Source organism: Neptuniibacter marinus (assembly GCF_001597725.1).
In the GTDB taxonomy this organism is placed as follows: domain Bacteria; phylum Pseudomonadota; class Gammaproteobacteria; order Pseudomonadales; family Balneatricaceae; genus Neptuniibacter; species Neptuniibacter marinus.
In genome coordinates, this window is the sequence record NZ_LUTR01000003.1 from 123,463 (window position 1) to 148,884 (window position 25,422).

General features: G+C 42.3%; 27 protein-coding genes. 10 read left to right on the plus strand and 17 right to left on the minus strand.

Annotation, left to right across the window (positions count from 1 at the left end):
• Positions 1-98: 98 nt before the first annotated feature.
• The 14 genes from A3774_RS04225 to A3774_RS04290 all read right to left on the minus strand — a co-directional run bounded on the left by A3774_RS04225 (position 99) and on the right by A3774_RS04290 (position 12,579).
• Positions 99-1,178: a hypothetical protein gene (locus A3774_RS04225; protein ID WP_067863615.1), complete on the minus strand. Its 1,080-nt coding sequence runs from the start codon at positions 1,176-1,178 to the stop codon at positions 99-101.
• Positions 1,179-1,373: 195 nt separating this feature from the next.
• On the minus strand, positions 1,374-2,285 hold the full coding sequence (locus A3774_RS04230) for a hypothetical protein (RefSeq protein WP_067863618.1): 912 nt from the start codon (positions 2,283-2,285) through the stop codon (positions 1,374-1,376).
• A 91-nt stretch (positions 2,286-2,376) separates the two neighbouring features.
• The gene (locus A3774_RS04235) at positions 2,377-4,305 is read right to left on the minus strand and encodes a phage tail tape measure protein (protein ID WP_067863622.1); all 1,929 of its coding nucleotides are present in this window, start codon (positions 4,303-4,305) and stop codon (positions 2,377-2,379) included.
• A gap of 95 nt (positions 4,306-4,400) precedes the next feature.
• Complete coding sequence (locus tag A3774_RS04240) at positions 4,401-5,438, minus strand: phage protease (protein ID WP_197468002.1); 1,038 nt, start codon at positions 5,436-5,438, stop codon at positions 4,401-4,403.
• A gap of 31 nt (positions 5,439-5,469) precedes the next feature.
• The gene (locus A3774_RS04245) at positions 5,470-6,021 is read right to left on the minus strand and encodes a hypothetical protein (protein WP_156473652.1); all 552 of its coding nucleotides are present in this window, start codon (positions 6,019-6,021) and stop codon (positions 5,470-5,472) included.
• A gap of 133 nt (positions 6,022-6,154) precedes the next feature.
• The gene (locus tag A3774_RS04250) at positions 6,155-6,856 is read right to left on the minus strand and encodes a Mor transcription activator family protein (RefSeq protein WP_067863630.1); all 702 of its coding nucleotides are present in this window, start codon (positions 6,854-6,856) and stop codon (positions 6,155-6,157) included.
• Between the two features lie 227 nt (positions 6,857-7,083).
• Positions 7,084-7,386 carry a hypothetical protein gene (locus A3774_RS04255; protein WP_067863632.1) on the minus strand — a complete coding sequence of 101 codons (303 nt, stop codon included), beginning with the start codon at positions 7,384-7,386 and terminating at the stop codon, positions 7,084-7,086.
• A 21-nt stretch (positions 7,387-7,407) separates the two neighbouring features.
• Positions 7,408-8,253: an ExeA family protein gene (locus A3774_RS04260; protein ID WP_067863635.1), complete on the minus strand. Its 846-nt coding sequence runs from the start codon at positions 8,251-8,253 to the stop codon at positions 7,408-7,410.
• 77 nt (positions 8,254-8,330) lie between these two features.
• Entirely contained in the window at positions 8,331-10,100 is a 1,770-nt protein-coding gene (locus A3774_RS04265) for a DDE-type integrase/transposase/recombinase (protein ID WP_067863638.1), read from the minus strand.
• Between the two features lie 13 nt (positions 10,101-10,113).
• Positions 10,114-11,079 (minus strand): hypothetical protein, encoded by a 966-nt coding sequence (locus A3774_RS04270; RefSeq protein WP_156473653.1) that lies wholly within the window; start codon positions 11,077-11,079, stop codon positions 10,114-10,116.
• Positions 11,072-11,395: a helix-turn-helix domain-containing protein gene (locus A3774_RS04275; protein WP_067863643.1), complete on the minus strand. Its 324-nt coding sequence runs from the start codon at positions 11,393-11,395 to the stop codon at positions 11,072-11,074. Before A3774_RS04275 ends, A3774_RS04270 begins: the two co-directional genes overlap by 8 nt.
• A 1-nt stretch (position 11,396) precedes the next feature.
• Positions 11,397-11,783 carry a hypothetical protein gene (locus A3774_RS04280; protein WP_067863646.1) on the minus strand — a complete coding sequence of 129 codons (387 nt, stop codon included), beginning with the start codon at positions 11,781-11,783 and terminating at the stop codon, positions 11,397-11,399.
• Positions 11,780-12,259: a hypothetical protein gene (locus A3774_RS04285; RefSeq protein WP_067863649.1), complete on the minus strand. Its 480-nt coding sequence runs from the start codon at positions 12,257-12,259 to the stop codon at positions 11,780-11,782. Before A3774_RS04285 ends, A3774_RS04280 begins: the two co-directional genes overlap by 4 nt.
• Positions 12,260-12,312: 53 nt before the next feature.
• Entirely contained in the window at positions 12,313-12,579 is a 267-nt protein-coding gene (locus tag A3774_RS04290) for a hypothetical protein (RefSeq protein WP_067863652.1), read from the minus strand.
• A 99-nt stretch (positions 12,580-12,678) separates the two neighbouring features.
• Here A3774_RS04290 and A3774_RS04295 point away from each other — a divergent pair, with 99 nt between their 5' ends.
• Positions 12,679-13,353, plus strand: a complete 675-nt coding sequence (locus tag A3774_RS04295; RefSeq protein ID WP_067863655.1) for a helix-turn-helix domain-containing protein — start codon at positions 12,679-12,681, stop codon at positions 13,351-13,353.
• A 7-nt stretch (positions 13,354-13,360) separates the two neighbouring features.
• Positions 13,361-13,780, plus strand: a complete 420-nt coding sequence (locus tag A3774_RS04300; RefSeq protein ID WP_067863658.1) for a hypothetical protein — start codon at positions 13,361-13,363, stop codon at positions 13,778-13,780.
• A 376-nt stretch (positions 13,781-14,156) separates the two neighbouring features.
• Here A3774_RS04300 and A3774_RS04305 read toward each other — a convergent pair whose 3' ends face one another.
• Positions 14,157-15,107 (minus strand): ketopantoate reductase family protein, encoded by a 951-nt coding sequence (locus A3774_RS04305; protein ID WP_067863661.1) that lies wholly within the window; start codon positions 15,105-15,107, stop codon positions 14,157-14,159.
• Between the two features lie 467 nt (positions 15,108-15,574).
• On the opposite strand from A3774_RS04305, the gene A3774_RS04310 reads away from it, so the two are divergent.
• The 6 genes from A3774_RS04310 to A3774_RS04335 all read left to right on the plus strand — a co-directional run bounded on the left by A3774_RS04310 (position 15,575) and on the right by A3774_RS04335 (position 22,594).
• On the plus strand, positions 15,575-16,927 hold the full coding sequence (locus tag A3774_RS04310; RefSeq protein ID WP_067863664.1) for a magnesium transporter: 1,353 nt from the start codon (positions 15,575-15,577) through the stop codon (positions 16,925-16,927).
• 11 nt (positions 16,928-16,938) lie between these two features.
• The gene (locus A3774_RS04315; RefSeq protein WP_067863667.1) at positions 16,939-17,736 is read left to right on the plus strand and encodes a hypothetical protein; all 798 of its coding nucleotides are present in this window, start codon (positions 16,939-16,941) and stop codon (positions 17,734-17,736) included.
• The gene (locus A3774_RS04320; RefSeq protein WP_075107900.1) at positions 17,737-18,576 is read left to right on the plus strand and encodes a mechanosensitive ion channel family protein; all 840 of its coding nucleotides are present in this window, start codon (positions 17,737-17,739) and stop codon (positions 18,574-18,576) included.
• Positions 18,577-18,611: 35 nt separating this feature from the next.
• Positions 18,612-20,843, plus strand: coding sequence for a phosphoenolpyruvate--protein phosphotransferase (gene ptsP, locus A3774_RS04325; protein ID WP_067863669.1), 2,232 nt, complete (start codon positions 18,612-18,614; stop codon positions 20,841-20,843).
• A 66-nt stretch (positions 20,844-20,909) separates the two neighbouring features.
• Complete coding sequence (locus A3774_RS04330; protein ID WP_067863672.1) at positions 20,910-21,497, plus strand: DNA-3-methyladenine glycosylase I; 588 nt, start codon at positions 20,910-20,912, stop codon at positions 21,495-21,497.
• A gap of 92 nt (positions 21,498-21,589) precedes the next feature.
• On the plus strand, positions 21,590-22,594 hold the full coding sequence (locus tag A3774_RS04335; RefSeq protein WP_067863676.1) for a class I SAM-dependent rRNA methyltransferase: 1,005 nt from the start codon (positions 21,590-21,592) through the stop codon (positions 22,592-22,594).
• On the opposite strand, the gene A3774_RS04340 is transcribed toward A3774_RS04335, so the two are convergent.
• Entirely contained in the window at positions 22,591-22,917 is a 327-nt protein-coding gene (locus A3774_RS04340; protein ID WP_067863678.1) for an MGMT family protein, read from the minus strand. The genes A3774_RS04335 and A3774_RS04340 overlap by 4 nt on opposite strands.
• An 88-nt stretch (positions 22,918-23,005) precedes the next feature.
• Here A3774_RS04340 and A3774_RS04345 point away from each other — a divergent pair, with 88 nt between their 5' ends.
• Positions 23,006-24,472 (plus strand): protein adenylyltransferase SelO, encoded by a 1,467-nt coding sequence (locus A3774_RS04345; RefSeq protein ID WP_067863681.1) that lies wholly within the window; start codon positions 23,006-23,008, stop codon positions 24,470-24,472.
• A 223-nt stretch (positions 24,473-24,695) separates the two neighbouring features.
• Entirely contained in the window at positions 24,696-24,902 is a 207-nt protein-coding gene (locus A3774_RS04350) for a cold-shock protein (RefSeq protein WP_067863684.1), read from the plus strand.
• Between the two features lie 91 nt (positions 24,903-24,993).
• On the opposite strand, the gene A3774_RS04355 is transcribed toward A3774_RS04350, so the two are convergent.
• The gene (locus tag A3774_RS04355; RefSeq protein ID WP_231867933.1) at positions 24,994-25,368 is read right to left on the minus strand and encodes a DUF3301 domain-containing protein; all 375 of its coding nucleotides are present in this window, start codon (positions 25,366-25,368) and stop codon (positions 24,994-24,996) included.
• Between the last annotated feature and the right edge of the window lie 54 nt (positions 25,369-25,422).

The following is a 25,422-nucleotide window of genomic DNA, read 5'->3' on the forward strand; positions in this document are numbered from 1 at the left end:
ACGATAAAACAACAACAAATTCAAGATATTTTGAATTTTGTTTTTTACGTTTAGTGTAAGTTATCAGTCACTACACGTAACTGATAACCGATTTAGAGTTATATTGCTTTAAATCCAACGACCTTACTTAACTCTTCGAATTTTTGTTGCTCTTTCAGTGATAAGGTCTTCTCCCCCCCCAGACTCCTCCACTGAAACATGGTAGAACGCCGACTAAAATTAAAACAAGCATTTGGTGACCCAGGAGAATGATTTCCCACCCTATACCCCAAATGCAAAGCGGCGCAGATAAAAGCACCGTTCGAGATATAGTGATCCTCAGCACCAAATAAAGCTCTGTAGTATTTCTCAGCACCGTGTTTGCATCCATAACTAGTTCTTACCCAATCAATAGTTTTACGGGGTTTGATATGATGTAGGTATTGGCATGCGCGATTACATTCATTTTCGGCATTCAATAAACTAGCTCTGCTTTTAACAAATCTATTTTCGCGGCTTGATCTTGACTCGCCAGCTATATAATTGAGAGTTAGTCCAAAATAATTTAGTTGGGGAAAAGTATCCATTACAACTCGAATTTCATCCAGTGTCATCACTGTACAGGGGACTGGTGATAACCAGAAAGGCTTACCTTCATTCATAAGCACTCGAGCTGGCTTAGTATATAAATGCTGTAGAAAGCGAAGTACGCCCTGCGACTCAGAAAAAAGGCTTCTGTTAGAATACAACCAATGATTAAAATAGATAGTGAACAATGGATGATGTCTTTTCTGGTTATCAGCGCTTATAGCGGATCGATAGTAATGGCTTAGCGCTATAAGCCCGTAACCCTTAGCAGCGTTTTTGTCATCTGCGGATCTAATGCAGTTCAAACCTTCCTCTTTAATCAAACCACATTGATAGTCACTCAAACGGTCTTGTTGTAAACACTTAACCTTCAGTAGAGTTTCAGTGATTTGAAATAACTCGTTTTCAAACATTCTGGTATCTATAGCAAATGGTTTGTTACGAATAAGCTTAAGAGCCTGATCCCAGTTAACAGCCAGTTCTTTCTGAGCGATAGCGTTTAATGCGTGCGAATGGCACGGATAGTCTCCCGCCTTTTTTGCGTCTTTTGCTTGTTGTCGGTAACGTTTAACTGAAATGCCTGAGGGGAAACGAAGAGTGTTGTTATTCATGGTTACATGTCCAAAATTAGATCTAAAATATGCCAGCCCACTAAACATACTTGATCAATTTAGGATGCACCAAAATTGACTTTCTAAAAACTGCCATCACATGGGATGTCTGCCTACTCAATTGAGTGATGGGCTATCAGGCTTGCAGTAAACCTAACACTAAGAATATTGTATGTATACTCTGATTGTCTAGGACTAATTCAATGCAATTTCATCCAAAAATTTAGCGAATAGCTTCCTCTCTTTTGGATCTAAACCAACTGATAGTAACTTTTTCAGATTATCGGCTCTAAGGAACCTACGTCCTCTTTGAATAACGCTTTCTGCCTTGTCCATATTTGGCTCAATAACTGCTTTCCATTTTACCCAATGCTTTAACTCTCTATGACTTAAAGCATCGATATTCAACTCATTGAATGTTTTCAACTCTTGCTCAATATCCAACACAAGTAACTGCCTAAGGCTATTTTCAGGGTAATATACCTCTAAGCCGTCTAGCTCCGCTTTTTTTACTTCTATGTAATGAGGTCGCTCGATATTTCTATTTTCAATTACTTCTAACTCAGCTATTTCTGTTTCAGTTGCGGCTTTTTGTGTCCAAAGAATAGGAGAACGAGTTTTAATGGCTCGACTAAGTGCAGTAAATACAGGTGATGGGCTCTTACCGTTAGACTTAATTAAAAGTTGAGAACGCTTATAAATTTGATCTGCTCCAAAATCTCCTTCTCTCATATTTCTGAGTCTTGATTCAAGCTCATCAAGTTGAAACATCAGCGCCCACAGACTTTCACGGTGATTTGAGGCAGTAAAATCCCTATCATATTTCCTTGACATGGTTTCAAAGTCCACCCCAAAATATTTTTTGCCGCAGTGTTGACCAATATTAGTTTCACGACCATCAGTAGTAACCACTAAATACCCTTTCGAGTGAGGGGTATGGCAAGTAGATAAACCACATTTAATCCACTCTTTAAAGCCATAACTACCGATTATCGTTTCTAGCTTAGAGCTATTAGGATCTAAATCATCATGGAATCCAGGTCTTGATAAAATATCATCCCAAGACTCAATTTTAACTAGGCCCTTTTCTGTATTGAGTATGATCATAGTGTAGCTACCTTACTTAAACGTAAAAATATTAGTTTAGTCGCTAAATTATAGATACCTCCATATTTAGAGCAACTAGGAAACACACCATCTATGGGTTGATCATTGAGCCGCCGTAGGCGTCTACATCCATATTTTCAGACTGAACAACTTTAGCTTTTAAATCTTCGCTTAGCTCAACCTTGAGTAAAGCTTGAGATCGGTTTTCAATATCTAGTGCTTTTTGTGCGTCAGACCAACCGAATATATCAACTGTGGCTAGTGCTTTAGCGAGGGCACGACCAATGTCCATTTCGGTTTCAGTGCCTTTGACAAATGCATTATATCCGAGTGTACCAGCTCCGTAGCCAGCAGCGCCTGCAACGCCAACACCGAGAGAGCCCATGCCCAGCCCCGCTGAAGAAACAGAACCACCTAATACTGAACTATTAAGGCCCATCCAACCGAGAGCTTTTCCACCCCAATGAGACGCATATGCGTTAAAACCAGAGCGTACACTTAGCTTTGATAAACTATCAGCTAACGTTTCCCCTGGCAGGCGGGCATAGCCACCTGAACCTGGAAGGCGAGGAAAACGTCCTCCTTTAGATCCTCCTTTACGACCCATATCCATAATATCGTCGACTATAGAACGTGAAGATCCAGTAGGCATATTCACCACATACACTGGAATAACTCCTGCTGCGGCCTCTAAGGCTTTAGCTGTGAGCACACCACCGGCTAAGTTGCCTCCTTTGCCCATCATCTTGCGCAATCCTTTGCCTCCTCCATATTTATAGGCGGCAGCGCCTCCCGCTAACACAGCCGCACCACCGAGTAGTAGATCGGTACCATCCAGACCTAGTCCTCCTTTTTTTTTGCTATCTAAGGTGTACTTAATGAGCTGATTTACTGAGTTGTTGATAGGTTGAGCAAAGCTGTCGGCGGCCTTACCTAATGCGCCTTTTAGTCGGGATACTTGATCTCCAGCATTACCTAACGCTTCTTCCAGCTCTCGATCTATAACACCAACACCATTACGAGTGGCTTCCGTTATTTTGCGCATACCGGCAATGGCATCGCCACCCAGTAGCATTTTCATACCCCGCTGGGTGTCCATATCGGTTTGACCAAACGCAGCTGCAATCAGGTTGTCACGCTGCTTATCGTTTTTTTGTTTCTTATAGAGAGTGGAGATCTCTTCTATTACAGAGAAGGCATCTCGGCGGTTGCCTTCTTTACCGTAAAAATTAATCCCTAATTTATCGCGAACGTTGTTTTGGTATTTCTGGTTGGTAAATATCCGCAGAGTGCTGTCGGCCAGGGTGGCCAGACGCTCTGGCTGCCTCTCAACATAAGAAAGCTGCTCAATAAACCCGAGCGTCTGGCTAAAATCTAGATTAGCTGTTTTGGCGTTGTTACCTACGCGGGAGAAAATACTGGAAAGGTCTTCAAGCTCTGCTTTACCTTCACGACCGGCAACCGTCATCTTGTCGAGCATCTCGGTGGCGACACCTACTTGCGACAAGTCAAAGCCAAATATCTCAGCACCAACGGCTAAACCACCCGCAAGGACGTTAGAGCTCGCACCCGTAACGGCTTGTGCTGGCGCGATCGCTTTTGTTGCTTGTAGTGCTTCGCTCCAGTTTAGACCCGACTGCAATAGTGAATCGTTTGCCTGCCGTGAACTATCAACCGTTACCCCGTACTGTTTCTGTAGATCAAACAGCTCGGCTCGAAGCGCTTTGGTTTCAGATCGTGCCACGCCAGCCGTTTGTGACATCCGTGTCAGATTTTTATCTAGTAGCGCAGAGTCTTTTGCTATCTGCAAGCCGCTCCATGCAGCCCCTATAGCAATAATCTCATTGCGAAAACTACCGAGTACTCCCCCCGTTAATTGCTTAAACTCTTGTCGCAACCCTCGCAACTCACGTTCTGATTTGTTTGCGAACGAGCCCACGTCACTACCTGACTTTCGCAGTCCGCGGGTGAATTGAGAATTTTTTAGTTCCAGTATTAAGCTAGTTGTCAGGTCGGTCATGAGATAAGACCTCAAAGTGGTGGTTGAATATATCCGAGAATAGAAAAATTTATTCTGATTGGTGTATGTTTTCTTGGTTAATTTAAGCTGCTAATTTATCGAGTTGCGCTATAAATTATTTTTTCAGCTAATTTGGATATTTTTGTTCTAAGGTAGCTTTGCTGATCAAGACCACTTACCTTAATAATGTCTTTTTCCACGCTAGTTAGGCTGGATAATGATGCCCACTCTTTACCTTGCCGAGCACAGTAATCAGCACGCTTTTTTAAATACTCCTGTTGAGGAACATACGATTTAAGCGCGACCTGCACTTCTTCAGGTGAGATAGAATGAGGCATTTCAGACGCATTTAACGGGTATTTCAGCTTTAATGACGCCGCACCACTAGTTGAATCAGGGTTTGAAACTACATCACTTGCAAGTTTCTTAATTTTCTCTTGCTGATAGCTTAAAGAGTCAACGCCACATTGGTTAATTATTCGCTTCTCATCACCGGTTAGATCTTTGAGAGCCTCCCAATTTTTGCCTTTATTAATACAATAAACAGCACGATACTTTTGATATTGCTCAATTGTCACATTGGCTTTTAGTGCAACTTCATGCTCTTCAGGTGATAGCGCACTGCACAAACCACTTTGCAATATTGTATTTTGGGCGCTAAGTGCGTCTACTGATTGCATACCATCTATACCAGGTTTATTAACTAAAGCTGCACTATGCAAAGTTAGCGGTATACCTGTTGCCGAATCATAATTAAAAACAGCTGATAAAAAACGATACTCTCCTTGGCGAATATGACTTAGCGCTCTTTTTGTCCAATGGGGGCGAATCCATAAACCTGAGCCTTCACGCCATTCAATGTCACTCTTAAACCATCCCGCAGCAGGAGCTGGTTGACCATTCGTTCCTGTATTTAAGGTTTGGTGTTCGTAATCAATAACTAAGTCATTAATAGCTGAGCGGACTTTTAATATAAGTTGATTGGCATGATATGCATCTAAAAACCATTTACCACTAGGGACATCTTCCGGACGACCATCAACAGCACTGAAGTAACCCGCAGGTAACAATTGCTGCCAACCATTACCTTCCATGCTAGCTAGAGATAAGCTTGTAAACCCTTTAATGCTCATATCTTTATCCTCGTTAATCATTAGACTTAGCTTAGGTAGATAAACCCATGGCATCTTCAAGACTAGATCTACGCTGATCAACTACATCTCGTGTCATTTCAGGTAATTTCTCATCGATAGGAAAACCATATCTATGACAGCCAAACCCACCTTTTAGGGCGTCATAAGCGGCTATAGCATCCTCCAATAACACGCTCACTTCGGAAGGCAAAACAAGTTGCTCCATAAGTTCACCAAACTTAATTTCCCAAACGCAATGGTTAGCCCTTTTCACTTCTATTAGGCGTTTATTGCTCGTGATTTCCCATTGTTTCACTTTAGATCTCAAGTTATTTATTAACTGAGTTATATCAGCTACGGTTTCTTCAGCCTGGGCAACATCATCACGTTTTATTTTTACGTCTTCCGTTGTTTCCGCTTTTTTTAATGCAGATTTAGCATTTTTTACAGCGAGCTCAGCGGTCGATAGATTTCCTTCTTCGGCAGGTAATCGCGTATAAACTAGCGACAAATACTCCGCTTCCTCCTGATCGTAAGCGGCTTTTAGGTCGTTAAAATTCTGAACTGCTTCTTCAAGTGTCATGTTTTTCACCAATAAAAATTGTTTTGTTAGTTCGCATGAGATGTAAGAGGTATCCATGCTGCTTTTTTATTTAGTTTTCTTAAGTAAGGCGCTCTAGGCGCTCTAAGGTTAGGTGCTCAAAGGCACTCATTGCTCACAATGGAGTTCGATTGTTAATCGTTTCCGATTTAATTAGTCGGTAAACATGCTGCAGGGAAATGTGGTATTTACGGGCTATTTGCCTAGCATTTTTGCCATTAAACTGTCGGTACACCAGTTTTTTTCTCAACTCAGCTTCAAGGCTTTTACACGTTGGAACAAAAAGTGCCTGACCACCTTTCATAAAACTCATAGCCGTAAATACACTTGAGATGACGCGATGTATTTCATCGATAGAAAGCTCCAGATCGGAAAGGATCTGACGGAGATATTTAATTATTTCCGATACCTCCGTTTTCCACGCCTGGTTGTCAGTCAAGCCTGTCTCTGGCTGACTGGTGGTATTAAGGTAATGCTGCTCCTGCATACTTTGTTCAACCAAGCTTGAAGTCAGTCCTTTTCCCCTTAGCTCAGTTGCATACCGATCTGGATCAATAAGACTAAGTTGATAAAGATGACTCTCTTTGACGAACTTCATGAGCTTTGCCTGGTCAGGAAGATAGAAATTACATCCTCCCCAGGTAAAGCAGACTTGCGTGAAAGCAGCTCGCCCAATAACAACTAAATTCGGATTGCTAGCCAATGAAGAGTCGATGCTATCAGCCACATCTGATACCGCTGTTGGCCAGAACTGGTGGTCTAGTAGGACTTCTCCCAGAGGAGAGGAGATTAACTCTTTCAGTGATACTTCAAGCACATCAACACCCTTTAAAAATGACTTTCTAGCAGCGGTTGCTGCGATTCAGGTGTATTGTGAAATTTTGGATGGAATCAGTGTGATTAACCTGGGTTAAATGTTTCTCGTGGGTTAAAGGCAATCTATTTGCAAGAAGTATTTCGATAGAAAATTATGAGAGAATAAAACTTGATTAGGGGAGTTGCGGCTCAACTCGCGTTAGAGCCGCGTTAGAATCTTATGAGAGGCTATTTTTTATTTTCATCGAATACTGAGTTATTTGAATTCGAATCGTCCTCTGAGAGCTTCTGGTGCAGTTTTCCGTTTACACCCATTTCTAATTTTTCGAGAACTGTTCGTTGATGGCCTGTTAGCTGTTCAACGACCCAGAACGTCTCAAAAATTGTGTTCTCCGCTTTTAAATCCATTTTTTTAGCATCCATGTAATGAAAAGCCATATCTGTTATAGCCGCTATTGCACGTGATGCTTGATCCACTTTGTAGATCATTTCAATAGCCATTTCATTTGAAAACTGCGCCTGTTCGCTCATTAAGATTATCTCCTGAAACAGTTATGCGTTGAGAACAAGTTCAGCGCTAACGCGCTCTTCGCCCAAATCAGCTGATAGATTCATCACTTCAGCCAAAAGGTTGTTTACAGCAAGTGGATAAACATCGCTGACCACGATTCCTTTTTCCTTACGCCGTAAACGATGCTGAATTGCATCTAGGGCATCAGGCTCTAAAACCTTATCCAATGAAGAGCCTACACGGGAAAACTTATGTTCCAAATATGTACTCAAATCATTGCCTAATGGCCCTAGCTCAATCTTAATACAGCGACGAATGAACTCGCGTGCCTGACTATTACGGTGTTCCTGAAGCTTAACTCCCAACTCGGTTTGGCCTATTAAGATGATGCCTAGTAATTTGGTGAAACCGTCTTCCAGTTCCCAGAAACGCTTTAGGTAACGCAGTGTTGGTACTGTCAGGTCATGAGCTTCCTCAATAATCATTACATGTCGTTGGCCCGATCGGGATGCATCACGAAGCAACCGTTCGACCTGACGCGTTTTAGCTTCCATTGATCGCTTTGGCGTTTCATCACTGACATCAGCGATTATGGCCTCACACAAGCCAGCTGCAGTAACACGAGACTTATCTATGATGCTCGGCATGATCACTGACACTTTATCGTTGTCACGTAATTCCTGAATCAGCATACGGCGCAATGTCGTCTTACCTGCACCAGAGTCTGCCACGACAGCAATAATACCTTGGCCTTCAGCTGCATCTCTCATTGCGTGGATGACATAGCGAGTCTCGGACGACATAAAAACATCTTCACTGGCTCGAATATCATCAATAAACGGATTCCGGAATAGGCGAAAGTGTTTCAACGTACTTTGTGCTAACATTTCAATCTCCTTGTGGGTGGTACTTCAAGGTTGCCAGGCAGTCGCTAACTCCTGGTAGGTGAGTGGCAGTTTTTATGTCACTCACCGTTCTCAACCCTTTTCAGTTCATTTGTGCCGTTTAATAGCACATTCATTTCTTGAGTAAATTCCAATAGTATTTCTTCAGGTATTCCATCTGGGAAACGCTGTTTAAAAATACGAGTTAATCGTTTGGCTGTATCAGTACCTGGCTCTATGCCAATACTGTCGCGAATCATTGGGACGGCTTTTGGGAAGGTTAAACGAACATCAGACAAACGCTTCGGTGTTTTTACCTTCAAGGTTTGCCCTTTACGATCCATAAAGTCAGGCACATCAGCCTGTTTTACATCAGCAAATGGGTCAATCTTGCCCTCAAATACAGGCTTGCGTTGCTTCTGAGCCTCTTTAACGTCTCGGTCTAGATCAACACCATAGGCATCACGATTCATCTCTTTACGAGCAGTATCCACAGGTGTTTCTCTTACTGGCTTATAACTCTGACCGAACACTGGTGCAGTAATGTCAAAACCAGCGGCATCGCGTTCTATCGGTGAGGCGGTATAGTGGATCTTTTCCCCATCTAGGTTTTCATGAATCACCGTGATTTCAGGCACTGTATATGGGTTATAGGTGACCTGTACTTGCTCCCCTATGCATACATCTGGAATACACTCTACCGAGTAGGAGTTAGAGCCAATCCCTTTGATTGCAAAATCTATCGTTAAATCACCACGCACTTTTCGAGTTGCGGGCTGAATCTTCTGTAGAAGGGATTTACAAAACTCGCGTTCTGGGCGGATACGTAGCTGATCGGCTTTGATAGTCTGCCATAGGCCAAAGCGAGTATGACCATGGCGTCTATGATTCCTAGTTGAATTGAACATCAATGACCATCTCTTCGCTTCAGCATTGAGTTCTTCAAGTGTATCGATCTGACACATAGAAAGACGGCTTTCAAACTCACATTCTACTAAATCATGAGTGCGTTCAACCTGACCTTTAGCACGTGGAGAACCCACTTCGTGTGCGTGATGCTTTACGTCCAAGCGGTCAAGCATACCTTTGACTAAATGCGACTGGTTCGCTGTGCCAGCATCCCAGACCAACATGAACGGCACACCATGAAACGGATCCAGGTCACGCTTACCGAAAGCATTAAGCAGAAACTCAACCAAGGTCTCAGCGTTCTCCCCTGGAGTATTGAAGTACTCTACATAAAACGTACCTGTATTGTGGTCTGTAACCAGATAACGAAGTACTCGATCATTCTTCACCCGTTCCAGATTTTCGGGCTTGTTCTTATAAAACTCATCCCTTGGCATCACCTGCAAACCCTCCTTTTTACGAAGGTAATAAAGCACACAAACAGACACATCAAATTGCCAAACATGATTAGGGTGCAAGCTGCGAACTTGGGTAAAAGGTGTCCCTTGTTTCAACTGACTAGGGTGAACTCTATGGCGTTTCATTTCTCTAGATACCGTGCTACTTGAAATATCAGAGCTTACAAGTCCGTTAGCAACGGCAATGCTCAAAGCCTCTTTAAGGCTCATAAGCTGTTTGCCGTTGTCCCGATGAGACTGCATCATTAGATTACTCACTGTAATGCACTCACCTTTACTAACTTTGGATTGGCCTCTGTCGTTTCTGGATTTTCGATCATCCATCAGCCCCAGTGCTTTAAGCTGGTCATAAACCCATTGCTCTGAGCGCCCAATTACCCCGCAAGCCTGTTGCACTATCCGGCCTTTTTCGCCGCGTTTAGCATTTTCCAAATCCGTGCTCAGGCTACACAGGAACTGCATCATTTGGGGTTCGAGTTGCATTCTTACTAACTCCTTACGAATACTGATCCAAAACACTGGCGTCGATAGGCAGGCCAAGTAGTTGATCGGGATTGATCCCTTTATCTCGGGCTACCAGTAGCGCATGGCGGAAGACCCCACGAAGCGAGCCGTACATCGATTCTTCCACGTGATCAGGTAGACTTTCTCTTTCAAAAACCTCGTCCACTACCTGGCTAAACTCGTTAATAGCGGCGATGCAGGCGAACTCTTTTTCCTTAAGCTTCAATTTCTGTTGAGAGTCCAACTCTTGAAGGCGCTGTTTTTCCTCATCTGGTGAGAAATCACGGCGTAGCTCTCGTGCCTGCTCATTGATCTTTTGGTCTTTATCTGCGAGTAGACGCTTGTCGGCTTCGCGCTCTGAGTTTGTCCTCTGTAACTGCTGTTCAAGCTCTTCTTTTTCACGGGCATGTTTTGACGCCATATCTTCGATTAGCGATATAACCTCTTCCTTATCACCAACCTGGATACATTCTCCTTGGATAATGGCTGTACGGTCCTCTCCAGAGAGTTTTCGTAGCTTGCGCATATCTCGATACCCAATACCAAGAGAGTTCAATTGTTCCAGCGTCTCAGCACCAAACACTTCTAAATTTTCAATATCTTGATCAATTTTCTGGTAAGAGAACCCAAGCGCTTTGCAAAAGCCTTCCCAAACCCCAACGTTAGGGATTAAATTTCCATTCTTATCTAACGCTTTAACGCCTTTTAAACTACGATATTGCTTGGTTTTCTTGATTTCAGCTAATTTAGATAAACTGATAACGTTAGTGAAATTTGAAAGAGCATGCCCCATTTGAATCTGGCCAAAAAGACGGTTCATCTGGTCTCGATCATCTAAATGGTCTGTTTCTGTCATTGCTGCAAGGCCTTCAGCATCTTGTGCTTCAGTGATTACTGAAGCGGCTTGCATGCCTTGCTGAATAGATAGCATTTCTTGCATTATTTTCTTGTCACTCACTTGCTAGCACCTCACCAGTTTTTTCAAGGTATTTTGCATGTACTTCATGCACTTGAGATAAGCAGTCTTGCTTGTATTTAACGCTGACATAAAGCAGCTTATCCGCTGGCTTCCAAAGTTTTGCTTTGGAATGGCTGCGGGGGGACTCAGATACCCAGCCGTGATTTCCCAAAGTAATCAAACTCCGACGTACAGCTGCATAACTAAGGCCCGATTTGTTAGCTATTTCCTCCATCGAATGGCCTTGGAAACCCATCTCAGTTAAGGTTTCAAAGACTTGGAGTAATTTGGATGTTTTTGAAGTATCACTACTCATTCTATAGTTCCTCGTTTTGGCGGTATTGAAGCTTTTGAATATATCGATGTAAGGAAGATTTGCTGGGGACGCGTTTATTACCAAACTTTTTGACACATGCCGTTCTGATATCAGCGATCGTACGAAAGCCCCTGAGTGACAAAATAAACGCTTCTAGCTCCGGATCTTTCTCAACGGAATGCTTGCCCCCAGCTTTACGAGGTTGAAGAACCGATGCAGAAGCCCGAATCGATGTCCGCTTAACCTGTGTGGGCTCCGAGGTGGATAGTTCAACTAATAGCTGCCCCGTTACTTCTAAAGCTTCATCAAGGGAAAGTTGTTTCAGAGCACCTTTCATAGCGTCCAATGCCACACATTTTTTGGCACGAAATGTCGTTACCTGATTCATGAGTAAACCTCCAGTTCAAGCCTTGGTTGCATATGCTCAGAGATATTCTTTCTGTGCCAGGCAACGTCTTCTAATAGTGATGTTAGGGCGCTATGCGCTTCATCAGCACCGCTTTGGGTATCGTAAAATGCAAGCAAGAGCCCAACTGCCTGAGTAAAAGAAGCTTGTAGATCGTGTACTTCACGGCTTGAAGCTTTCCGACCAGTGGGGATCTCTATTAACATCTTGTTAGATGAATGGCCTAGGTAGCGTGTCACCAAATCAATCCCACAAGCTGACTCAAAAGGCCGTATCAAAATGGCGGGCATACGGCCATTCTCTAACCACTTATAAAGCACCCATTTGTTTGAGAGCCCCATATGATCTGCTATTCGATCAACAGACAGGTTATGTTTCTCTCTCCCATGCTCCAAGCACCATTCCATAGCTTGTCGTAAAGAGCCTGGGCTTCGTCGTTTCCAACTGCATCTTGCCATTTGGATTACCTCCTGTTTCCAGCCGTCCAATAATGTTTTGTCCCTGCCTCTACTCAAGCAACTTCTTTCTGATTAGGCTGATTGACAGGAATAAGGTCAGTTGAGGAATGCAAAATGCCGGAAGCCATAACGAGGCTCTTACGAAGCTCTTTAGCCTTGGGACCATCCCAGCTGCCGATAAGACAGTGACGTGCATTTGAGGGATTTACACCATTATTTCTGCACCATGAAGTTAGAGAGGTTCCTGCTGTAATAAAACCTCCTCTAACTGCTTTATAGAGCCTCTGATTGGGTTCTAGCTTATTGATGTTATGCGTCATATAGATCACCATTAATAAATATTTAATTAAGATAACTATGTATTCATAGTGCTTACATTTTGTATTCATTATTAGTACATGTCAATAGAGATGATACAAATGACAGAAAATAATTCATCTACTAACGTATCAGCCGTCCTGGAGCGTGTAGGCGTTTCTTTAGGAACAAATAAAGATACAGATATAGCCAAAGCCTTAGGTGTTTCGAGGCAAACAGTATCGGGCTGGAGAAGAAGAGATAGTGTCCCTTATGAGAGCCTGATCCCTTTTGCCAAGGAAAATAATTTAGCTCTCGACTATTTGTTTTGGGGAAATGGTAGTGAAAAGGGCGAATCCAAAACAACTTTAGATGTTTCTGAAAACCAGGTGAGTGAGTCTCTACAGCCTTGGGTGGATGCTATTCAAATGTCTGATTTGCTTCATTTTATTTTTAATGAATTAAACGATGCCCTTTTCCTTGAAGAGCAGATTCCAGGGGAAGAGCCTTTCAGGTTTATTTCTCATGTGTATTGCCAATTAATTTACAATTTGCCTAAAGGGCTCTCCCTCAATTCAGAAGAGGCTTATGAGCTAGCAAAAAGGCTTTGCAAAGATGAAATCAGGTACTACGAGCAACTAGTGGAGATTGCTAGTAAAAACACTGCTGCCAAGACAAATAAAGCTGACAATATCCCATCTGGAAATGAGCCTAAAGCATCTCAAAACTTCCATGGATCAGTAGGTCAGGTTGGTGGCGGCGATATAAACAACGATTTTGGTAATAAGGGCAAATAAATAGGTAATGACGAATCAAAAATTCAATGGACCTATTGGCCAAGTCGCAGGCGGTAATATCAACAATTACGGTGCTATCCCCTATGACTCATTATCCACTGAAGAATTGTACAGCCGCCGTAGCCAGTATCGAACACTATTGCGGCAAGCAAGAAAGCGTTTATTCATCAATATTCAGCTTGCTTACTTGGCCACAACTACCCTAGGCTTCTTCGGATACATATTTTATTCGCTGAAGACAGGACAATTATTCGAACAGGTAAATCAGATTCCTCCATGGTTTTTTATGGTTTACGCTATTATTGGCATTGCCACCCCTATGTTGCTGGTAGTTAAGAAGAAACAGAAAGAGGCATCGATAATTGGAGACTGTAAAGCGCACCTCCAAACAATAGATATCGCTTTGAATCGCAGAAGTAGTCTATAATTTGAATGGCTTTGGTGATCTATAGTATCAGGAAGTGCGCCCAAAGAATCACCAAGCGAGTTGGACGGCCTGACGATCAACTCAAACCAGTTAGGCAAGGATCTCGAATTCCGTCTACTGACCTAACGGAAGAATGCAACGGCGAAGCGATGCATTCAAATTTCTCAAGCGGACTATAGCTTCAGGCGTGCGCCCAAAGAGCCGCTGAGAGGATCGGCGACCTGACGACCGATCCACCTTTATACTTCTGACCTTAGTTTTCATTGCTTACTTACAAAGTTGCAAATCAATTTACACCAACACGGCCCATAATCCCCCCTTGGGAATCGGATAATCCCGTTAATATCGTGCACACGGTATGTTTATATCTTGGTTCCTAACACCGAGCGAGCTTGTCGCATTTAATACGTAATAATGTATCAATGAGCTCAGTTGTCGTCGCAGGGGTTTTGAGTTTTAGGCAGCGCTCAATGACTGCGCCACTAATGGCATCCTGTTCTAAAGGCCTACCTTTTTCTAAATCGACCAGCATCGATGTTTTAATCGCATTAAAATTACTGATCAGTGTGAACATTTCATCCACATCTACTTTTGTTAGGGTCACATTGTCATAACTTGCTGCTTGAGCGGCTTCCTCCATCATTTTGTAAACGGTTCGGCCTAAATGAGGTTCTGATGTTATCTGTCGGGTATTTAATTCCGTTAGGGCAGATAACGGATTAACACCGTTGTTGATTAAGAGTTTTCGCCAGAGCTCGCGACGGATGTCATCACTGACTTGAATATCAATATTAGCCGCATTAAACATCTCATATAGTGTGTTTAATAAAGCTGTATCTGTCTGCTTTTGGGTGTTCGGCCATTGCCCGAATATAATTTGCGCAATACCGTCAGCCTCTACTGTTCCTGGTTGGGTAATATGTCCACCTATTCTAACGGCTAATCCCCCCAGCGTTCTTTTTTGGCCAATAACGGCGGCTATTTGCGCTTCATTATCTACACCGTTTTGTAGGGATAGAATAGGGCAGCTACCCTGTTTTAACCAAGAGGCCATTTCATCTATGACAGCTGCAGTAGCTGTGCTTTTAAGGCAGAGGATGATGAGATCGAAGTCATTGCATTGATATTTATCAGACCACTCTGCCTGACTTAATGCGTTCACAGGGCCTTGGAAATTGATAGATGAATGCTGCAGTCTAAGTCCTTTAGTTTGCATTGCTTCCAGGTGTTCGCTTCGTGCAATAAAAGTAACCTGATGACCGGCGTTAAGTAGCTTTACTCCGTAGTAGCAACCAATTCCGCCTGCGCCCCAAATTGCAACTTTCATGAACTATCCTTAAAAATATGACTTGTGTTCTATGGTTAATCTCACTACTTAGCACACTGCACTGTGCTTATATTCAAGTGGTGAGGCTCTCATTTTCTTTATTTTACCGTCTGTTTTTTGATGTAACAGAGATAGAAGCTAGATCGGCATTATCCTGTAGATGGAGGGTATGGGCTAGCTTGAATGTAAAATTAAATTGTAGAGTCCATTGGTAATATATGCACAGTTAAACGGCCCTTTTAACATAGTTAAAGAGGATAATGGGTAATTTTTCGGTTATAAATTGAGTCATGAAATGAAAGCGAGTAATGTCAATATTAGAGCCGTTAACCTGCTGTTTTCTGTTCGTTATTTATCAATTGATCCTTTAGATAGAGTTACTTTTTAGATCGTAGGATTGTTTGATGAACAACAAAGTGTGCATATATATGACTTCGTATCAATTATTTGATGTTTTAGGCTCTTGAATGAATGAAATAGAAAAAAAAGAAGATCTTGAAGGGTTTGTATCTCAACTTAATACTCCAGAAGAGAGCCCGTCCGTTGTTTTTGATAATGCGGTTGAACAGCTAGTACCCACTGAAATCAGTTTATTACTGGAATCGCTACCTATTGAAAGCCGTTGTGCACGTTGGCAACAAGTTCCCGATGAGCAAAAAACTTTAGTGCTCTTGGGGATGCGTTATCAGGCGCGGGATTCTATTCTATTAACACTAGATGAAAGCACTTTAGATCTTATTTTAAGGTCGTTAGATGCAGAGAGTCTGATTGAGTTATCAGATAACCTAACAGAAGAGCTGATTGAAAAAGCATTCGGTTATTTAGATTCCAAACAGAAAAGTTGGTATCAAGGTGCGGCGGAATTTGATGAAAAGCATATAGGTCGTTATGCCGATCATCATATAGTGACTATTCCGCCGAATGCAAAAACAAGAGATGCGATCAGAGCATTAAAGAGAGGAACGACGGAACTTTTTGATCAGGTCTTTGTAGTTGATAAGCAGGGGCTGTTTCTAGGGGTTATCCCTGTCTCTGTATTGCTTAAAGAGAAAGATCCAATACGGATGGTGCGAGGGATGATTGAAACAGTGTCGAGTCCCGTGCTTGGGAGTGATCCATTAATGACCGCAGCCGAAACTTTAGAGCATTCGGGCGAATATTCCTTACCCATTGTTGATAATGATGGGCGGCTTGTGGGGTGTATTACACAAGCTATAGCTTTGTGGATTACAAGGGAGCATTTTGAATCACAATTTATGGCCAAAGTTGGTCTTAATGAATCTGCTGATCTATTTGTTCCTGTTTTTAAAGGGGCACGGCAACGCGCTGTTTGGTTAGGATTAAACTTACTAACAGCATTTTTAGCATCGTGGACTATAGGTTTATTTGAAGCAGTACTGAGCCAAGTAGTGGCCTTAGCTGTATTGATGCCGGTTGTTGCGTCTATGGGAGGGATTGCCGGTAGTCAGACATTGACGCTTATTATTAGGGGGTTAGCGACTAAGCAGGTGACATTTAGAAATTCATGGTTATTGAGTAAGCAAGAGCTAGGTATCGCCTTGTTTAATGGAGTGGGTTGGGCGGTTGTTATTGGCTTGGTGACTTGGTATTGGTTTGATAGTGGCGTTATTGGCTTGGTTATAGGTATTGCTGTTATGGCAAATATTATGGTGGCGGCGCTATCGGGTGTTTATATTCCTTTGATTTTGGATAAATTAAAGTTTGATCCTGCGTTGTCGGGTGCTGTGGTGTTAACAACAGTGACTGATGTTGTAGGTTTTGTGACGTTCTTGGGGTTAGGAACGCTGTTGATTCTTTAGTTGGATAGATAATGCATATAATTGATCAGCCTGCTCAGCAAGAATTAAATTTAGAAGAAAAACAGTGGTATTCCATGGCGCTGGGTGATCTGACGCTCTTTTTTCAACAAAATGGCAATGAGCTTCTTACGGCAGTAAATTATCAAAGCCGAGATAAGCCAGCCTTACGTGAAGCCCTACGAAAAATAGACGACTTACCTCAAGGGGTTAAAGTCGGAGAACGTCTCTATAGTGGGCCAGAGGAGGAGTCTGTTTATATCGAGCTGCAACTAGCGGATAAACCTTATCAAGTGAATGCAGACACGCCCATTAAATTAGGCCCTAAAGGGCGGGTAGTGTTGTATGTTAGTACATCCTTGTGGGTACAGTTAAAAACGATAGATACGCAAAAAGTGATGACGGAATACCCTGCAGTTATACCGCGCATGAGTTGGGTCGGTAGCAGTTCCATAGAAGGTGCGTTGTGTTATAGCGCTAAAACGGCAGCACCGTCTGAATTAAGCCAAGTGAGCCGTAAAGAGCACCGTGCAATTACCGCGTTGGAAATTGTTAATGATAGTAGCCATTCCCCATTAACTATTCAGCGCTTGTCACTACCTTTGAATATGTTGAGTCTGTTTTATTCAGAATCCGCAGGGTTCTGGACTGAATCAATTAGATTCAGAATGGATGCTGAAACGGGTGAAACCGTTATCGTTACGTCACAAAAACCACCGGATGAACTGGGTGGATGTGAAAAAATATCCACGGCTAGAGATTCAAAACAATCCAGTAGGCTTCGTACAGCTATGAAGTTGATAATGGGATAAATGATGCCTGAATTTTTACAAAGCGTTGCCCTTGTGTCTTGGGTTAGGGCCGTACTGTTTATTGTTGTTGGTTTTATTATTGCCAAGCTAGCTTCACGTCTGTTTCGTAAGTTGAGCGATAATAAATTAAGTACCCACCACCAGCTATTGGGCAGTATGTTAATTTTTTATCTACTGTTTATGCTCTTTTTCCTATCAGGTTTAAAAGAGCTAGGCTTTAGCATGAGTGTGCTGCTAGGTGCCGCAGGGGTTTTATCTGTTGCTGTAGGTTTTGCGTCACAAACATCTGCGTCTAATTTAATTAGTGGCTTGTTTTTGATCGCGGAAAAACCTTTTGAAGTGGGCGATGTATTGACGTTGAATGAGTTTACAGGGGAAGTTATAGCCATTGACCTATTGTCTATAAAGCTTAGAACTTTTGATAATGTAATGATTCGTGTACCTAATGAAACATTAATTAAAACGACCTTTGTTAACCTATCACGCTTTCCTATACGTCGTGTAGATCTTGTTATCGGTATTGCTTACAACGAAGATATAGAAGTTGCAAGAACTGTTTTACTTGAGGCTGCACTGCACCATCCTCGTGCATTGGTTAATCCAGAACCTTTCTGTATTGTAACTATGTTTAATGCCTCATCAGTGGATTTGCAACTCTCAGTGTGGGTGGTACGGACCGAGCTAAAAGATGCGAAAAGTGAACTCCTAATTGCTTGTAAAAAGGCCTTAGATACGGCAGGTATTGAGATACCTTTCCCGCATACTAGTGTCTATGTGGGAGAGCATACTAAGCCATTGCCGATCCAGTTAGTGGAAGCAGCTAAAAAACATAAAGAATAAGATACCAAGTAATTAGCTAATTTAAGGGATATCAGATGGAAAATGTCGTATTCCAGATCTCCAAACTTATAAACCGGGTTAGTAATGAAGTCGACCCTGAAAAGCAGATCAAGCTGATTGTAGATTCTATTAGCGATCTCTTCTCTATCGATGTATGTAGTTTGTATCTGTTAAATGAAAAACGTGAACCGACGCTTTTTGCCACTCATGGTTTGAAAGCTGATCATCCTATCTCGCTTGGTGAGGGTAAAGGTCTGATTGGGCGAGTGATTACATCTAAACACTTAATTAACGTGGCCAATGCCTCTACAGAAAAAGGCTACGAATTTATACCGAGTACAGGCGAGCAAGCTTTTAAAAGTTACTGTGGCGTTCCTTTAGTAAGACAAGGTGAAAGTGTTGGTGGTTTAGTTGTACAAAACAGGCGAGCAGAAAAACTGTCTGAAGATTATGAAGCACTTTTAGTCACGCTTGCCGCTCACTTAGCGGCAATTGTGCCTAATGTCATGCGTTTAAAAAAAGGCAGGAAACAATTAAATTTCCGCATTGAGGGCGTGAAAGGGGCTCCAGGTATTGCTGTTGCTCCGGTGTATACACTTTCCTCAGCGAGTTTAGATCAGATTCAGGTGGGCCAGTGTGATAATGTCGAAGCGGAATTAGCACGCTGGAAATCGCTTAAAGAGGAGGTTGTTCTTAGCTTAAATGAAGAGAAAGCTCTGTTAGGTCAGAGCTTAGGTGATGGTAGTATTTCCGGTATTTTTGATGCTTATCAAATGCTACTGCTAGATCCCGCTTTAAATGTGCTGATTGAGTCTGAAGTAACGTCCGGTGCTAATATTTTAACGGCACTGAAGCGCGCTCTTTATTCCTATGCCGATTCATTTAGGGCTATGGAAGATTCTTATTTAGCCGCGAGGGCTGATGATCTCCTCCATTTAGGTAATAAAATCCTCAATATTTATAACGGCCCTGTTGATAGTCATGTAAAAGATTTACCGAAAACGCCTATTATTTTATTGGGTTCTGATATCGGTGTGACTGATGTAGCTATATTCCCTACCGGTATTGTTGCCGGTATTGTGTGCATGAACGGCTCCTATCTTTCACATACGGCTGTACTTGCTAATGCCTTAGGTATCCCTGCGGTGCTTGGGATTGGGCGAAATAATCATTTTGTTCAAGGGAAGCGAATTGTACTCGATGCGGATAATGCCTGCGTTATTCAAAATCCAAGTAAAGCTATCTGCAATGAGTATCGTAGAGCGGGTAAAAAGAACAGCAAAGAGGTTGAGCAACTCAAGCAGCTTAAAGATTTACCAGCGCAGACAGTCGATGGTGTGAAAATAAAGCTAATGGCTAACAGTGGCTTGGTTAATGATATTAAACCCAGTGTGACGAGCGGTGCCGAAGGCATAGGTTTATATCGTACTGAAATACCTTTTATGACGTGCCAAGCGTTTCCTACGGAAGATGAGCAGATACAAATATATTCCCAAATATTTGCCGCTTTTCCGTCAAAGCCTATCAATATGCGTGTCCTCGATATTGGTGGGGATAAACAATTGCCTTATTTCCCTATACAGGATGAAATGAACCCCGCCTTAGGTTGGCGCGGGATTCGGTTTGGTTTAGATAATGCCCATCTTTTACTGACTCAGATTCGCTCAATGCTTTTATCTGCGGGAACGGATGGGCAGTTAAATATATTGATACCTATGGTCTCTGCTAAAGAGCAAATTCAGTCCTTCAAAAAACTGGTTTGTAATGCTTTAGAGCAGCTGGAGGAGGAGGGGTTTAGCGTTAATCCACCCAAAGTCGGTTGTATGATTGAAGTGCCCGCGGCTATATCACAGATCCCTTTTTGGGCTGAAGAACTAGATTTTGTCTCAATTGGTTCCAATGATCTTAGTCAGTATCTACTCTCAGTGGACCGTAATAATGCGCGAGTGGCGAATCTTTATGATCCTCTACATCCAGCCGTTGTGCATGAGGTTAATCGTGCAGTTACAAATGCGAAAGCGGCTGGTTTACCGATCAGTTTATGTGGTGAACTTGCGTCTGAGCCATTTGCAGTTGTTTTATTGATAGGGATGGGGCTCTCATCATTGAGTTTAGGGGCTGCCTACCTACCTAAAATTAAAAAATTGATTAGGATGATTGATAGTAAAGATGCCCAAGGAGTTTTACAGCAGGCGTTGACGTTACATACAACGAAAGAGATACGGGATTGTGTTAACGGCTATATGGAAACCATTGGTTGGTCGTGATGTGCACAGATGTATTTTAACCTGCGTAACAGCAAATGATGTGCAGTTTGGTTGAAGGGGTAGAGGGTGGACGTTTCACAAACGGATGGTAAAAAACGTTGCTTCGGTAACAAACCGAATCAAAGCTATTATGCCGATTATCATGATAATGAATGGTCAATTCCTGAGCGAAATGATCAAAAGTTATTTGAGATGCTGGTGTTAGAAGGGGCTCAAGCGGGACTGAGTTGGGATACGGTCTTAAAAAAGCGTGAGGGCTATCGTCAAGCATTTTATCAATTTGATGTGCACAAAGTAGCAGCGATGAGCGATGAGGAACTTGAAGCTTTACGCGAGAATGCAGCGATTATACGTAATAAACTTAAGATCTACTCTGCACGGAAAAACGCTATTGTTTTTATAGCGATTCAACAAGAGTTTAGCTCTTTTGCTAATTATCTTTGGGCTTATATTGATCATAAACCCATTATTAACCACTGGGTCACTTTCGAACAGGTGCCGGTTACCACTGAAATAAGTGATCTCATCTCAAAAGATTTAAAAAAGCGGGGTATGTCTTTTGTGGGGTCTACTATTATTTATGCCTATATGCAGGCTATTGGTATGGTGAATGACCATCTAACCGAGTGTTGGTGTTATAAGCGGGATCACTAATCCCTTTTCATGATTGGCGTATCTCTATCGTTTCTTAATCGCCTTTGACCACGTAGAATCGCAGCCCCTTTTACCTTCTTAGTGCAGATCAGATGACAGACTTAGTCCCCTTACTTCAGCAAGCTTATCAAAATCGAGCCTCTTTACTTGAAACGCTTCATGCAGAAGAGACAAACTGTTACCGGCTTTTTCATGGTACGAATGAGGGTATGGCGGGCTTAACAATTGATCGTTACGGACCTCAACTTCTGATCCAAAGCTTTCATGATTCTCTAAATGAAATGCAAGTTGCCGAGATAGAGGCATTTTACAGCATACTGTTTTCTACGGAAGAGATCATTTATAACGATCGTAGTGCAAGTAACTCGCGTCGGCAGGATGCTAATGATGAACGTAGCTTAACGCTAGTAGGGCAAGAGTTAGGGGTGAATTACCGAGTAAAAGGTAAGCATTCAGGTCAAGACCCTTTTCTCTTCCTTGATATGCGCGTCGGTCGACGTTACATCAAGGCGCATGCTGCGAACAAAAGCGTGCTTAACCTGTTTTCATATACCTGCGGTGTAGGGCTATGTGCGGCGATTGCGGGCGCTGAAACGGTTGTAAATGTAGATTTTGCAGAACGTAATTTAGCCATTGGCAAAGAAAACTCAGAACTCAATAATTTAAGTTCAGAACAGATCAAGTTTATTCAAAGCGATTTTTTTACTGCAGTGAAGCAGTTTGCTGGTATCCCTGTTAAACAGCGCATTCGTCGTGGACAAAAGCCGCGTACCTTCCCTCGTTTGGAGCAACAGCAGTTTGATATAGTCTATCTTGACCCACCAAGATGGGCGAAAAGTCATTTTGGTACAGTTGATCTTATTCGCGATTATCCGAGTGTGCTAAAGCCCTCTCTATTAGCGACAAAAGAGGGTGGGACTCTTATATGCACAAACAACGTGGCTAAAGTCCCAATGGATGAATGGCTTGATGTGGTAAAACGTTGTGCTGAAAAAGCGGGTAGACCTATTCAGAATATAGAGCTCCTAACACCTGAGTCAGATTTCCCATCACCGGATGGTCAGTCGCCATTAAAGATAGCGGTGTTACATCTTTAGGGGCGCCATTGGTAACTTTTCAGTTTTATTTTACCATTGATAAAACTGATGCCTTCTTCTTCTAGTCGAAAGCGCTGGCGTTTATATGCTTCGCTTTCACTAGGGAAAGAGATCATCCCCTTTGCATTGATGATTCTATGCCAAGGCAGTTGAGTGTCTTTAGGTAGCTGGCTCAAGGTACGACCCACAGCTCTAGCCATACGCGGTAATCCAGCTAGTTCGGCAACTTGCCCATAGGTAGCGACATAGCCTTTAGGTATCATTGATACCGCTTGCCATATTCTCTCTTGATAGCTTGGTTCTGTATTTACTTCTGCGTTCATTTTTTGTTATCACCGCATAATATTTGGGATGATAATACCCGACTAAAATGATAGGGTAAAAGGACGTTATATGTAGGACGATTATTCAATGGCAACGCTGAAAACACTTAATTTTGATAACAGTTATCTTAGTCTACCTGAAACTTTTTATCAGCGGCTTCATCCTACACCGCTTAAAAATCCATTTTTAATTGGTTTTAATCCCGATGTTGCGCAGTTACTAGATATTGATCCTTGCGCTGTTAATCCTTCAGTCATCGCTGGTTATTTAGGCGGTGAAGAGCTTCTACCCGGCAGTGAACCTTTAGCGATGAAATATACCGGCCATCAATTTGGCGTGTATAACCCTGAGTTAGGTGATGGTCGAGGTTTACTATTAGGTGAGGTGGTTAACAAAAAAGGCGAACGCTGGGATCTACACCTGAAAGGAGCTGGAAAAACTGCCTTTTCTCGTTTTGGTGATGGTCGAGCTGTACTACGCTCAAGTATTCGTGAGTATCTCATTAGTGAAGCTATGCATGGCTTAGGTATTCCAACGACTCGGGCATTGTCATTGGTGGGTAGTGAAGAGCTAGCTATGCGTAATGGGATGATGGAACCCTGTGCAACGGTTTTACGTGTCACTCAATGTCATATCCGTTTTGGCCATTTTGAACACCTTTACTATACCCGTCAGCATGATGAGCTTAAGGTTTTAGCCGACTATTGTTTAGAACGCTATTTCCCCCATTGTTTGCAGACCGAAAAGCCTTATCTCTCTATGTATAAAGAGGTTGTGCAGCGAAGTGCTTCTTTGGTGGCGAAGTGGCAAGCATACGGCTTTGTTCATGCGGTCCTTAATACGGATAATATGTCGCTTATTGGAGAGACCTTTGATTATGGGCCTTATACCTTTATGGATCATTACAAGCCAGGCCATGTTGCAAATGGTAATGATCACCAAGGCCGTTACGCTTTCGCAAATCAGCCCTCAATCATTCAATGGAATTTATCCTGTCTTGGACAGGCTTTATTACCTCTAATTGAACGTGATGATGTGGTAGTTGTGCTAGATCAGTATTCAGAACAATATAAACAAGCAGAGCTGGCTGAGTTCAGGAAACGCTTGGGCCTACAGTTACAAGATGAAGCTGATGAAGAGCTAGTCATGTCATTGCTTAAGCTGTTTGCGCTTTATTCTGTTGATATGAACAGGTTTTTCCGTTGCTTATCGAATTTTGATGGTTCTGATGCTTCTACCGCTGCTCTAATGGCGTTGATTAAAGTACCTGCGGCTTTAAGTGAGTGGCTAATCGCTTATGAGGCGCGCCTTGAGCAAGAGGTCGCCAGTTTTCCTATACGTCGTGCCCAAATGCGGGCGGTTAACCCAGAATATATATTACGTAATTATATGGCGGAAGAAGCGATTCGTACGGCCACGGAAGGGGACTTTACCTTGGTTCATGATTTGTTGATGTTACTGCGTAATCCTATGGATGAACGCAGTGAATTTAGTCGTTTTTCTGCTGCACCACCTGAGTGGGCAGGTGGGATTTCTTTAACCTGTTCATCATAAATAAAATTAATTGAAAATTTATTGAATAAAAGTGTTTTTTTCGTTGACCAGAGCTTAATAAGCTTTATAGAATGGAACTCGCTTGAAAGTAAGACGTATATTTATGCACACCATTACGAAGTCTTATCAGTACCTCGTCCTGTTTTTCATAAGTAATCGCAACACTTCTAGCACAATCCGTCTCTTATGAGGCAAAAAATTACTCTGAAAGAATAGGACTACTATTATGTCTACTACTGGTACAGTTAAATGGTTTAACGAAGAAAAAGGTTTTGGTTTCATCGAGCAGGAAAATGGCCCAGACGTTTTCGCTCATTTCTCTGCGATTCAAGGCGACGGTTTCAAAACTTTAGCTGAAGGTCAGAAAGTTGAGTTCACTGTAACTCAAGGCCAGAAAGGCCCACAGGCTGAGAACATCACTAAGATCTAATGCTTAGTAAGTTCTAGTAAGAAAAAGCAAGGCTAAGGTCTTGCTTTTTTTGTGTCTGAAATTTGTAATAGACTGGGCTTTATCATTTCTTTTAGTGGAGAATATGCGGATCTAAATGTACATCCGTTATTTGATAGCCTAAAGTAGTAACTCGGCCAGAGTAGCGCTCTTCACCGGTCGAAGAAAATTCAAAATTATAAGAACGCCAGATTCTTATCTTGCCATCAGCTGCCCGTTTTAACCAAAAAGCACTTAAATTAATATTGTCATCGAGTAACTGAAGATCAAGCTCTTTACACTGTTTGCGAATACGATTTAGAGCGACCTCTTTTACTTTTTGTGATTGCCACCAATGATAAAAAAGGTAGGCAAATAAAGTCACGATGATTAGTGCTTGAAGATCTATATACATTGCTGCTAGTTTCCAATGAACGTGTGGGACGAAATCAGGATCAAATAAAATCATGTATTCTTTTGATTCTTACTTGTTTTACAATGAGTTGTATTAGATTGCACGATT